Below are 11,928 nucleotides of genomic sequence, written 5' to 3' on the forward strand. Positions count from 1 at the left end.
ATAGGAAAGTTTGAGGTAAGAATCCCATTATCTCAAGCTTTTTTCATTGTTTAGAAAAAAACTTATAAAAAGTAAGTCAAATCTCTTTACTTACTTTTAGTAAGGGGTTATACTGTGTAAGTAATCTAAAAACTATTTGAAAACGAAAAGGAGCAATTATAATGACAGAATTTATTCAAGCATTAAAAAAACGCCGTTCAATCTACGCTTTAGGAGATAATTTAACTCAATCAAAAGAAGAAATCACAGCTTTAGTTAAAGAAGTTGTTAGAGAAAGTCCATCATCATTTAACTCACAAACACAACGTGTTGTTTTCTTATTTGGTGATGCACATAAAAAATTATGGTCAATGACAGAAGAAGCATTAAAACCTTTGACACCAGCAGAAGCATTCCCTAATACACAAGCAAAATTACAAAGCTTTGCAGCAGGATACGGAACATTGCTTTTCTTTGAAGATATGGATATCGTAAAAAATCTACAAGAACAATTTGAATTATATGCAGATAACTTCCCAGTTTGGTCAGAACAAGCAAGTGGTTTAACACAAGCAAACGTTTGGACTGCATTAGCTCAAGAAAATATTGGTGCAAACTTACAACATTACAATCCAGTAATTGATGAAGCTGTAGCAAAAGAATGGTCAATCCCAAGTCAATGGAAATTAAGAGCACAACTTGTATTTGGTTCAATCGAAGCTCCAGCTGGCGAAAAAGAATACATGGAAGATAGTGCACGTTTCCTAGAATTTAACTAATTAAACGTGTGGGAGGCGAAAAGCATGGTGACTAAATTACCGCAAGAAACGATTGTAAAACAAGTAAAATTGAAAGTACAAAACCTGGAAGTAATGACAGATTTTTATACGAAGATGATTGGACTTGTCTTACTGAAAAAAGAAGGAAATACAACTTTCTTAGGTACACAAGAATCTTCTGAACCTATTTTGATTTTAGAAGAACTTGTTGATCCTGTGGTAAAAAATAATACAACAGGCTTGTATCACACAGCTTTTCTCCTGCCTTCTCGTAAGGATTTAGGTAATAGTTTACTCTGGCTAGTGCAAAACAATGTTGAAATTGGAGCTGCTGACCATGGATACAGCGAAGCAATTTATCTAACGGATCCAGAAGGCAATGGAATCGAAATCTATCGTGATAAACCAATGAGCGAGTGGGATATTCGTACCGATGGACAAATCATCGGTGTTACCGAAGAGCTAGATGGTGACGGAGTGGTTGCAGAAGCTGATGGTCAATGGTTAGGTATGGCGCCAGGTTCAAAAATTGGTCATGTACATTTACAAGTGGCAGATTTAGATGAAACAGAGAAGTTTTATGAACAGCTTGGTTTCTCTCTAAAATCAACTTTTGGCAGACGCGCAAAATTCTTGGCTGCAGGTGAATATCATCATCATATCGGGACAAATACTTGGAATGGTGAACATGTACCACTAATTAGTGAAAATCAGTTAGGTTTGGCTTGGTATACGTTTCAGTTGCCGTCCAGAGAAGCGTTTGAGTTGTTTACGAAACAACTGGCTGAAACGGCTCTTGATTATGTAAGTGAAACTGAACAAGTAACTATTAAAGATCCAAATGGGATGGAAATCAAATTTGGGTATTAACTTAAAAAAGGTCAACTTCTTAATTTGAAGTTGGCTTTTTTTGTTGGGATTTTGATGGTTGATTGATTTTGAGATGGGGATGGAAAATGTGAGCCTAAACGTCGGTTTTTGAGAAAGGAAGGAGAACAAAAGATGAGTAGAACATCGGTTACTAATAGTCTGAGTGACTTGGTTAGAAAAAAACTATCAAATAATTGTACTTTTTGGGCGGAAGAAGTTGAGTTAGATTTTGGTAAAGCAAGAATTGATTTTATAGGATTTCAACCTTTCAATGTTGGTCAAAACGGAATGTGTCCAGCTGCTATTGATAAAGGTATATTCAGCTTTTATGAAGTAAAGTCTTTTAGGCTGATTTTAACTCAGGATATGGGAAAACGTTTTTAGGTGATGAAAACTATCTGGTTTGTGAACGAGATTTGGCGGAGAAATTATATGAAAAAGGAATTTTGCCTAATGGTGTTAAAGTAATCGTTCCTAACAAGCCGAGAAATGCTTTAGTTGTAGCATTTGACAATTCAAATAGCTTTGGAAATTTGTCAAGGCGAATCAAATCGTCAAGCGAACTACTATGGAATATGATAACCGCTAGAAGGAGCAATAAAATTGAAGTATTCAGTGAATAATTTTAGTCTTATTAACGTTTTTTTGGCAAAAAGAAGGAGGAAAGAAGAATGAAATTTTTTAAATTTGAAGATCCATTTGTATTAATTGTTGCTAAAAGTAGCAATGCCACATTTGAAGTTTATGATGATGAAATAGGTGATGCTGAAGAGCTAACCAAACAGCCTGAAGTGATCCATAGGGAAGAAGCCATGCTAGTTTTATCAAAATCAACTGGTGAAGGTGAATATCGTAACAAATTTACAGGTATGGAGGAAGCTACAACGATTATAGAGCAAGCTATTGCAGATATTGATAACGTACAGATTGGAACAGAATTTAATCTAAGGCATGTTTTGGCACAAAGTGCTACTTTGTGTTAAACAATATTTTTTAAGAAAGGATAGGTTAATCCTATTTATTTTATCCTTTTTATGTAAATTTTAAGTATAGTCAAAAGTGATCTTATGCAGTTGCAGAAAGATCACTTTTTTTTGTAAATTATACGTATAAATAATTTGAGAGCTGAAAAAAGCAAGTTAAATCGTTGTTATCAAGGTTAAAATTGATTAGTAGAAAGAAATTCAGATAAATTTCCTGTGTTCATATTAAAGTTTGAATGCCTTCCATTTTCAATCTTTATAAGCCCTGGAACTTGCTCTATACCATATTTATCTCTAACATTTTTAATAGTTTTGTCAATGTCAGTATCTTCAGTGTCAATATAGTATACAGGGATTTTGGTATTCACTTCTTTTTTTAAAGTGGCGACAAAAGTTCTACAATAGGGACAAGTTACTCTTCCAAAATAGATAAATATTTCTTCGTTATCATGTTGAGTAACAATATTTTCTAATTGAGTTGGAGTAATCAGGATCAGATTTTCAGTATTTTTTTTATAAAGTTTTTCAATTTCAGTATTTACGTGAATACGTGTATTACTAGTTTCTTGATTTAAAGTGTTCTTAGTCTTAGAATTAGAATTGTTACATGCTATGCAAGTTAGAGATAAAATAATAGACATAAAGATTAATGAAACTATTTTAATGATTATATTTTTTTTCATTTAGCTCATTCCTTTCTAATGTAAAGGGTTTACATTTCTGTCAACTAATTATATAATATATCATACAATATGAAAAGGAGAGATTTTTATGAAAAAAACATTTGTCTTTTTAGCTAGTTTTGTTATGTTGTGTTCGTCTTTAAGTTTTTTAACTCCGGTTTATGTTAATGCACAGGCACAAGATGAAGTAGTATCAGATCAGGTTCAGGATGAAAGAGAATTTATCGAAGTTGTATCAGGAAATATTAAGCGTACTACGGATGCACAAGGTGAAATAAAAATAGAAATTTTAGATGCCGAAAATTTAGATGCCGAGTTAAAAGCGATCAATGCACCTATTAGCGCTAGTGAACTTCAGAATGTAATTAATAAGTTTAATAGCTATATTGCAGAAGATAATGCTGTATTCAATCAAACAAAAAATGATGTTTTACAAGAATTGCCTAACCCAAGACTGAGAATTTCATGTGGAGATGTTATGGGAGCAATTGGCTTGATTCATTCAGGTGCATACTCTGCGGCAGCCTATCTATTAGGTGTCACTGGTCCAGCAGCTGTAGTGATTCCGTTACTTGTCTCTACAGCGTACTATTTAGGATCATTATTATGTTAACGTTACAAAATTAATTATTATGAGAGGTGAAAATTATGGTGTTCGTGAAAAAAGATAAGCAGTATTTCTTTATCAATCTGATAGTAAGCTTATTATTTGTATTAACAGTTTTTAGAAGAACGACGAACGTATATGTGCCGATTGTTTTCTACCTACTCGTTAATTTGACTTGTTTCTTTAATGAATATTTCTTATTAAAATATAGTAAGAAAAAAGCAAATACTTCCTCTGAAAAAATATTGGTATGGATTCCAATCATACAAGTAGTGTATACACTATTCTTGTTTATCGTTTTTAAAATATTTATCATGAAATAGAATGGGATTGTACTTATCGAGGTACAATTAGCGGATATATTTAATTAGTAACAAAAAGCAACTTTACAAGAGGATTTATATTCTGTAGAGTTGTTTTTTTATATTTTTAAAAAGTAAAATCTGACATAAGCACGTTGAGTCAGATTTTTTAAGTTTAAATGCGTATAGAAACGATTATATTTATGAACAGAATTTTTTAAAAAAATTCGTTCTAAAAAATGCGAAAGTATAGTGAAAAAATCGAGTGGTATTTTTATCTACTACAAAAGATTTAAACGGACAGAATTTATTAAGTTTTTAACGTAAAGGAGTGTATAATGGAAAAATATGTTAACTACCTTTCAAAGAAAAATAGTTATACTTTTAACGAAAATAAGATATCGAAATGGCAAGAGAAAAAACTAAACATAGCTAGTGAATTTAGAGATTTATTCCCTGAATTTACATTGATGTTAGAATCTGCAACGCTATTAGAACTCTTTACGAAAGTTAGAAAAAAAGAAATAAATTATTGGATATTATGCTGGGAAATAAATGGTCATATCTTTGAAATAGTTTGTTTACCACCTAAAAAAGAAAGCTTTATTGAAATGGAGTCATATACAATATTTATAGGTATGTTAGGAGGTATTTTAGAGTTTTACTATGACTATCAATTGACTATAGGCGAAAGTGAGTTTTATTGGCAAAATAAAACTAAGATATTAGGTTTTGATGAGTTAGATAGTAAGGAGTATTTAAAAGATATACTGTATGAGCTAGAGCAGTATGAAAAGGAAGATTTTGGGGTGAATGCTGAATATATTGATTTAGAGGCATTATTTATTGTAGATTTGGAGGCTAATGGTGATGTCACTCTGTGTGATAGAAATACAGAAAAAATCTACCTTTTCGCTCATGATAACTCAAGTGATTATACTCAACAATGTCAAGGTTATCCTGAATATACTTTTTATACACTTAACAAGTGTAGAACTCTAGTCGAGTGGATTGAAACACTGGGTGCTCAATGGTTGAACTTGATCAATTTTGAAAATCAGTCTTCTTAAAAGGATAAGCGGCAGCGTGTGTGATCCAAAAAGAATCAATAACTGAATGAAGTGGAAAAATGGAACAAGATGGTTTAAAGAAAAGAGCGGAAATAATAACTAAGATTTTTCGAGATAAAAAAGATACAGAAGACAGCCCTTTGTTGTTTACTGAATTGATAGATAATGAATTTTTTGACAATAAACTAAATTTTGAAGACTCTTTACAGGTTGTTTCATTTGTTATAGATTTTATCAAAAATCAAAAGCCACGTACTAAACATGAAAAAATGACAGCTATAACTGAACGATCCAATGAGTATCAACGAGACGTCTATTTATCAGATGATTTAACACTGCATAATGGGTATGTAAAATCAATGCTTTCAGACGTTTGCCGAAGCGAAGGCGTAGATTTAAGTGACTTTATAAGCTATCTCGAAAAGGATTAGATAGGAGAAACAGATGAAAAAAGAAAAAAGTGATTCTATAGCTATAGGTATGTGCTTAGGTGTAGCTTTTGGTTTGCTTTTTGATAACTTGACTTTAGGAATAGCACTAGGAGCAGCATTGGGAGCTACGGGGACTTTTGACAGTAAGAAGAAATCAAAGAAAAAAGACCATAAAAATGGTGAATCCGAACAGTGAAAATTCCTACAGCTAAAAATCATTCGGTTTTTAGTATCAACGTGTGGGTAACTGGTACTTTTTTTGGTTATAAAAAAGGATAAAAAGTGAAGGAGAAAATGATGAATCAAGCAATGAAGTTAGACAATATCCTAGAGTTTGTAAAAGATACAGGTACTGAATCAATTGAGGATAAAAATTTTATCTTTAAGTGGTATTGATGTCTAAATGGCAAATGGTTAATTTGAAATACCTGAAAGGAAAAAACTTTTTCTGGAAATAACTTCCCAAAAACAATAGAAAAAGAAAGAATCAGTACAGGATAAATAGTATGATTGAAACATTTTCAGTTATCTTTATTCTACTATTACCTTTTCTAAGTTACATAAATTTAAAGGAAGAATCTAAAAATGAAAACAAACGAACTTAATATTTTTAGAAGATATTATTTGTTATTAGCAGTATTCTTTTGGTATCAATATCTCTTCCAGTTTTGATTTATTTGTATATTAAACGCTAAAAAATACTTTCCAAAAAAATAGCTAAAGGACTGAGGAAACCTTGTTAAAAACAGAATCCATTTCTTTCAAACATGAAAAACAATCAATCATAACTGATATGACAATATCTTTTGAAAAAGGCAGTCATACCACAATTACCGGACCTTCAGGTAGTGGGAAAAGTACATTACTTAAGTTGTTAGCTTCTTTACTAACACCAACAAAAGGCAAAATTCTTTTTAATAACCAAGATATTACACAATTAGCACCGGAAAATTACCGCATGCAAGTATCCTATTGTTTCCAACAACCAGCCTTATTTGGTGAAACAGTTCGCGATAATTTTATGTTCCCATATGAAGTACGTAAGAAGGAATTTCAAGAAAATTATGTACTAGAATTATTAAAAGAAGTAAAATTACCTGAGAGTTATCTAGATAAAAAAATCATTGAGTTATCCGGTGGAGAAAAACAGCGTGTGGCATTGATCCGCAATGTAATTTTTTTACCAAAAGTATTACTTTTAGACGAAGTGACAGCTGGTTTAGATGAAGAAAGTAAGCAAATAGTCAATCAATGGCTGTTGCAATTGAATCAAGATAAAAATGTCACGTTGATTCGTGTGACTCATGATGCACAAGAAATTGCTCAGTCAACAATGGTTAAAACGATTGTAGCAGGCCGATTGGAGGAAGAAAAATGAACTTATCAGTGAACGATCTTTCGCTATTATTTGCTGGAATGCTTGTTATTGTTGCATTGGGAATTAGTTATAAAGAAAAATTAGGATTTACTAAAGATATTATTATCAGCGTATGTCGTGCCATTGTTCAATTGATTATAGTCGGTTATTTACTTAAGTATATTTTTCAAGTCGATAATAAAATATTGACCGTGGTAATGGCTGCAATCATCGTCGTTAATGCGGCGTTAAATGCTAAAAAACGTAGTAATCATTTGCAAAATGGTTTTTGGATTTCTTTTGTTGCGATTGCTTGCAGTACAGGGGTGACGATTGGTGTATTAGTTCTTTCTGGTGCAATTCGGTTTATTCCTTCGCAAATTATTCCCATCAGCGGGATGATCGCCAGTAATTCCATGGTGGCGATTGGATTGTGTTATCGAAACATGGATAGTTTATTTCATGACCAAAGACAGGCTGTTCTTGAAAAATTGGCACTAGGTGCTGATATCAAGTTGGCTTCACGGTCAATTGTTCGAGCAAGTATCCGAACAGGGATGGCGCCAACAATTGATTCTGCTAAAACAGTAGGTATTGTAAGTTTACCTGGAATGATGTCAGGGTTGATTTTTGCAGGGGTTGATCCAGTACATGCGATCAAATATCAAATTATGGTGACATTCATGTTATTGTCTGCCACAAGCATTGGCTCAGTGATTGCGACATATCTTGCTTATAAGAGTTATTATAATGAGCGGAAACAATTGGTTATATAAACAAGTAAAAACGATTGGACTTCTCTTCTAGAGAAAAATCCAATCGTTTTTTTAAATACTAGCGCCTCCGCCTCCAGAAGAGCCACCTCCGCCAGAGAAGCCGCCGCCTCCACCAAAACTTCCGCCACCGCTTGAAGAGCCACCGCCAAAACCGCTGCCTCCCCAATACCAAGGACCGCTGCCGCGACCACCACGACCGCCGCCTCTAAATAGTATAAAAGGAAGAATAACAAAAATCACAACGAAGATGCCAAAAATATCTTCACCACCTGAACTCCCACCAGATGAAACATCTTCTAATTCGTCATCTGACAATGCGTTCTTATCTGTCGGATAGTCATAATGTTTATCAATCAAGGTGGTTACTGCATTAAATGTATATTGCAGTCCTTTATTAATTGCCTCTTCATTACTTGATTTCAAGTCATCTTTGGCTTGTTGCAAAATATTCCCTGCAATACTATCAGTAATGACATCTTCCAAACCGTAACCAACTTCGATCCGGACATTTCGTTCACCGTCATTTACTGCGTAAAGAATCAAAATACCATTATTTTCTTTTGGATTTCCGATTTTCCATTTCTTAAAAAGATCGGGAGCATAACTGTCGATACTGTCACCATCGGTTGAATCAATTACACCTAAAACAACTTGTGGAGCTTCTGATTTCCCTTTATATATTTCCCCTTTTTTATCAACTAACTGTTTAGTCGTTTCATCAAGAATGCCTGGTTGATCTAAATAAAAATGATCTGGCGCTGTTGGTAACGCATCAGCAAATACGGTTGTGTGGAAGCTGACGAAAAAGGCGACAAGGAAAAATAAACTACTAGCTAATAACCCTCGTCTAAAAATTTTCATCTTTTATCACTTCCCGCCAGATGAACTAGTTGAATTGTCAAAATTCACAGAAGGGACAGTACTGGCTGTTGGATCAGCTTTAAAGTAGTCCTTTTTACCTAAGCCCATCATATTTGCAAAAATATTTTTAGGGAATGAAACCACTTGTTCATTGTATTCTCTTACAACATCATTGTAACGTTTACGTTCAACAGAAATGCGGTTTTCAGTACCTTCTAATTGTGTCATCAATGTTTGTACATTATCGTTTGATTTCAGGTCTGGATAATTTTCGTTGATGACGTTAATCAACGTACCGACTGATTGATCTAATTCTTGGCTAGCTTTGATTTTTTCTGAATCATTATTGGCAGAACCGTATGCTTCACGAGCTTTGGCAATGTCACCAAAGACTTTTTGTTCCTGTTGCATACTGCCTTTAACACTGTTGACTAAGTTAGGAACGAGATCGGCTCTACGCTGCATCACATTTTCCACTTGACTCCATTGTGACTCGACAGATTGTTCTTTCTTTGCTAATCCGTTGTATTGACTGACTCCGAATACGCCTAATAAAACAATGACGATCAAAGCAATCAAACCAACTTTTGTTGTGTTGTTTTTCATAAATTTCTCCTCCTAAAATGTAAAAGCTTAATGAGTTTCTTAAACTGAATGTAACAATATTGTAATGCTTATGAAATGTTTCGGCATCCATCTTAAGCCCTATTTTTGATGACTTAATTATAATGAACTTTGTGAGATAAGAGAAAGAAAGAGACTTAATGGGGAGGTTAATAGTTAAGTCCAATCATTTTAAAAAGGTAAAATGAAATTAGACCCAACGTTTCTTTTTTTTACAGCGCTTACATTATATAGTGAATACAGGAGGAACAAAATGATTGATTACCGAATGAGTTATCTTATTAACAGGCCGCACGGAGTGGGTTACTCCATTCAAGAAATCAATGAAATCACAGGATTGACCCCAGAAGAGATTATCGATCAGTTAGGAAAGATTAACGAATGTTTAATGGAATTTTCCTATGAACAGATTTATTGGGAAAAAGATAAAATTTATTTTTCAAAACAATTAGCGGATAAATGGCTGGAAATTCAGCTTGGTAAGCAGGAAACGGAAATCTATTATTCAGAACCAGAAAGGCAAGCGTTGCTGTATCTTTTGACTTTGATTGCAGAGGAAGATTTATCCGTCTATTTTTATCAAGATTTTCTTCAAGTGAGTAAGAATACGATTTTGGCGGATATAAAAAAATTACGTCAAGATTTATCACAGAGACAAATAAAGTTAGAGTATTCCCGAAAAAAAGGCTTTTACTTATTTGGTAATGAGGAGCAGATTCGCCTTCAAGCACATCAAATGATTGCTAAAATGATGCAATCAATTTCAGGGAAATGGGGACTAAAAAAAGGGTTGATGAATTATTCCAAAACAGTTGAAGCCGATGTTCGTTACTCCTTTTTTGAAGCGATCAAAGCAAGTGAGTTAGTAATCGTTCCAAGTAGGATTGAAGAAACTGTTTATTTTATGGCATACATGTTGTATCGGACAAAAGGACATTCTTTGACGGTTGATAGACAAAGGGAAATTGTCTTGGTAGAGTTGAATGCCTTTCAAGCAAGTCAGTTGTTTTTGGAGAAATTTCCAATGGTTATGAATTTGAAAGATGAGCAGTTATATTTCACCTTGGTTTTTATGACAATCATTCAAGGAGAAATAAGAGATACAGCGTTGGAATTTTTGCTGGAATGTGCCAGTCAAATTATTCATGAAATGGAAAGATTGGCAGCGATTGAATTTAGAGCGTATCGGAAGTTATTGTTAGATCTTTTTTATCATTTAGTACCTGCTTTTTTTAGGATTAAGTATAATTTTTTTCTATCTAATGTACTCATCGAAGAAATCAAAGAACAATATGGTGAAATATTCACGTTAACAAAAACGGCATTGCACCCTTTAGAAATATTGGTGGGTAAATCAATTCCTGATGAAGAAATCGGTTATTTTACGATTTTATTTGGTGGAGAGATTGGTAATCAAAGAGCATTAAACCGTGTGATTCGATACAAAGCATTAGTTTTATGTCCTAGTGGAATCAGTTCATCTTTAATCATGCAGTCGGAGTTAAAAGAATTATTTCCAACGATTGATTTTAGTTTAACTACGACAGTCAATCAATTAGAAAGTATTTCAGCATCTGAATATGATGTAATTTTTTCTAGTGTGCCGTTAAATGCACAAAAGAAAACGTATCTTGTTAATCCCATTATGACACAACTGGAGAAGAATAATTTGATGCGCTGTGTGCAAGAAGATCTGCTAATTCCTGGGATTGTTGTCCCTTCTATAGATGAAATTATTGAGACATTATTACCTTATATCGAATTAAAAAAAGACGTTACAAAAGAGAAGATTTATCGTATTTTAAATCGAAAAATGATCAAAAAATTAAAAGAGAAAGAAGATGAGAAGCCAATGCTATCAGAGTTATTGACCTATGACATGATCCGATTAACAGATAAAAAGCTTAAGTGGCAAGAGGCAATTACTTACGCCGCTGAACCGCTTAGAGAAGAAGGGAGAATCACTGATGCTTATATTGAAGCCATGATCCAAAAGGTCAAAGACTATGGTGCTTTTATCCATATCGGAAAAGGAATTGCTTTACCTCATGCCAGACCAGAAGATGGGGTCAAAGAACTAGGCATGTCGCTGCTGAAAGTAGAAGAACCTGTTTTACTTTTAGATGATCCCAAACATGAAATCACTATTTTTATCTGTTTGGCAGCTGTAGATAATGAAATGCATTTAAAAGCGTTGGCTAGTTTAACGAAAATTTTATCCAACAAAGAGAATTTAGAAAAACTATTAGCAGCAAAAGACAAAGAAACAATTATTGAGTTATTAAAGGAAGGAGAATCATTATGAAAATAGCAGCGGTTTGCGGATCTGGATTAGGGTCTAGTTTTATGGTGGAAATGAATATCAATAGTGTGTTGAACGAGTTTGGGGTAACTGGTGTGGAAGTGTCTCATTATGACATGGGGAGTGCAACGCCGGATTTAGCAGATGTCTTTTTTGTTGCAGGAGACTTGGCGGATAGTGCACAGCATTTAGGGAATGTGGTGGTTTTAAATAGCATCATTGATATGGATGAATTGCGTGAAAAAGTGAAGGATGTCTGTGAAAACGAAGGATTGTTATAACGTGAAGTAGAAGATGAAAGTGG

The 11,928-nt window shown here is 33.6% G+C and carries 16 protein-coding genes; 13 read left to right on the top strand and 3 right to left on the bottom strand.

Features of this window, described 5'->3' with window-relative positions:
* The first annotated feature begins 161 nt into the window (after positions 1-161).
* From AC4BB2_RS02185 to AC4BB2_RS02205, 5 genes are all read left to right on the top strand, one after another.
* On the top strand, positions 162-758 hold the full coding sequence (locus tag AC4BB2_RS02185; RefSeq protein WP_490473817.1) for a nitroreductase family protein: 597 nt from the start codon (positions 162-164) through the stop codon (positions 756-758).
* Between the two features lie 24 nt (positions 759-782).
* Complete coding sequence (locus AC4BB2_RS02190) at positions 783-1,628, top strand: VOC family protein (protein WP_490473818.1); 846 nt, start codon at positions 783-785, stop codon at positions 1,626-1,628.
* Positions 1,629-1,760: 132 nt separating this feature from the next.
* On the top strand, positions 1,761-2,012 hold the full coding sequence (locus AC4BB2_RS02195) for a hypothetical protein (RefSeq protein ID WP_490473819.1): 252 nt from the start codon (positions 1,761-1,763) through the stop codon (positions 2,010-2,012).
* Positions 2,013-2,044: 32 nt separating this feature from the next.
* Complete coding sequence (locus AC4BB2_RS02200) at positions 2,045-2,251, top strand: hypothetical protein (RefSeq protein WP_490473820.1); 207 nt, start codon at positions 2,045-2,047, stop codon at positions 2,249-2,251.
* Positions 2,252-2,299: 48 nt separating this feature from the next.
* Entirely contained in the window at positions 2,300-2,611 is a 312-nt protein-coding gene (locus AC4BB2_RS02205; RefSeq protein WP_490473821.1) for a YosH family protein, read from the top strand.
* A gap of 176 nt (positions 2,612-2,787) precedes the next feature.
* Here the strand turns inward: AC4BB2_RS02205 and AC4BB2_RS02210 are convergent, their stop codons facing one another.
* Positions 2,788-3,294, bottom strand: a complete 507-nt coding sequence (locus AC4BB2_RS02210; RefSeq protein ID WP_490473822.1) for a DUF6568 family protein — start codon at positions 3,292-3,294, stop codon at positions 2,788-2,790.
* A gap of 88 nt (positions 3,295-3,382) precedes the next feature.
* Here AC4BB2_RS02210 and AC4BB2_RS02215 point away from each other — a divergent pair, with 88 nt between their 5' ends.
* From AC4BB2_RS02215 to AC4BB2_RS02240, 6 genes are all read left to right on the top strand, one after another.
* Positions 3,383-3,907: a hypothetical protein gene (locus tag AC4BB2_RS02215; protein ID WP_490473823.1), complete on the top strand. Its 525-nt coding sequence runs from the start codon at positions 3,383-3,385 to the stop codon at positions 3,905-3,907.
* 634 nt (positions 3,908-4,541) lie between these two features.
* Positions 4,542-5,273 carry a hypothetical protein gene (locus AC4BB2_RS02220; RefSeq protein ID WP_490473824.1) on the top strand — a complete coding sequence of 244 codons (732 nt, stop codon included), beginning with the start codon at positions 4,542-4,544 and terminating at the stop codon, positions 5,271-5,273.
* Positions 5,274-5,332: 59 nt separating this feature from the next.
* On the top strand, positions 5,333-5,704 hold the full coding sequence (locus AC4BB2_RS02225; RefSeq protein WP_490473825.1) for a hypothetical protein: 372 nt from the start codon (positions 5,333-5,335) through the stop codon (positions 5,702-5,704).
* 13 nt (positions 5,705-5,717) lie between these two features.
* The gene (locus AC4BB2_RS02230) at positions 5,718-5,900 is read left to right on the top strand and encodes a glycine zipper domain-containing protein (RefSeq protein ID WP_490473826.1); all 183 of its coding nucleotides are present in this window, start codon (positions 5,718-5,720) and stop codon (positions 5,898-5,900) included.
* Positions 5,901-6,497: 597 nt separating this feature from the next.
* Complete coding sequence (locus tag AC4BB2_RS02235) at positions 6,498-7,082, top strand: ABC transporter ATP-binding protein (RefSeq protein WP_490474657.1); 585 nt, start codon at positions 6,498-6,500, stop codon at positions 7,080-7,082.
* The gene (locus AC4BB2_RS02240) at positions 7,079-7,837 is read left to right on the top strand and encodes an ABC transporter permease (RefSeq protein ID WP_490473827.1); all 759 of its coding nucleotides are present in this window, start codon (positions 7,079-7,081) and stop codon (positions 7,835-7,837) included. The genes AC4BB2_RS02235 and AC4BB2_RS02240 overlap by 4 nt, the downstream gene beginning before the upstream one ends.
* Positions 7,838-7,888: 51 nt before the next feature.
* Here AC4BB2_RS02240 and AC4BB2_RS02245 read toward each other — a convergent pair whose 3' ends face one another.
* Together AC4BB2_RS02245 and AC4BB2_RS02250 are read right to left on the bottom strand one after the other, a co-directional pair.
* On the bottom strand, positions 7,889-8,698 hold the full coding sequence (locus AC4BB2_RS02245) for a TPM domain-containing protein (RefSeq protein ID WP_490473828.1): 810 nt from the start codon (positions 8,696-8,698) through the stop codon (positions 7,889-7,891).
* 6 nt (positions 8,699-8,704) lie between these two features.
* The gene (locus tag AC4BB2_RS02250) at positions 8,705-9,304 is read right to left on the bottom strand and encodes a LemA family protein (protein WP_490473829.1); all 600 of its coding nucleotides are present in this window, start codon (positions 9,302-9,304) and stop codon (positions 8,705-8,707) included.
* Between the two features lie 271 nt (positions 9,305-9,575).
* Between AC4BB2_RS02250 and AC4BB2_RS02255 the strand changes: the two genes are divergently transcribed.
* Together AC4BB2_RS02255 and AC4BB2_RS02260 are read left to right on the top strand one after the other, a co-directional pair.
* The gene (locus AC4BB2_RS02255) at positions 9,576-11,627 is read left to right on the top strand and encodes a BglG family transcription antiterminator (protein ID WP_490473830.1); all 2,052 of its coding nucleotides are present in this window, start codon (positions 9,576-9,578) and stop codon (positions 11,625-11,627) included.
* Positions 11,621-11,905, top strand: a complete 285-nt coding sequence (locus AC4BB2_RS02260) for a PTS sugar transporter subunit IIB (RefSeq protein ID WP_490474658.1) — start codon at positions 11,621-11,623, stop codon at positions 11,903-11,905. The genes AC4BB2_RS02255 and AC4BB2_RS02260 overlap by 7 nt, the downstream gene beginning before the upstream one ends.
* The last annotated feature ends 23 nt before the right edge of the window (positions 11,906-11,928 follow it).

The organism is Enterococcus sp. AAFC-DPL-5146, from assembly GCF_058216635.1.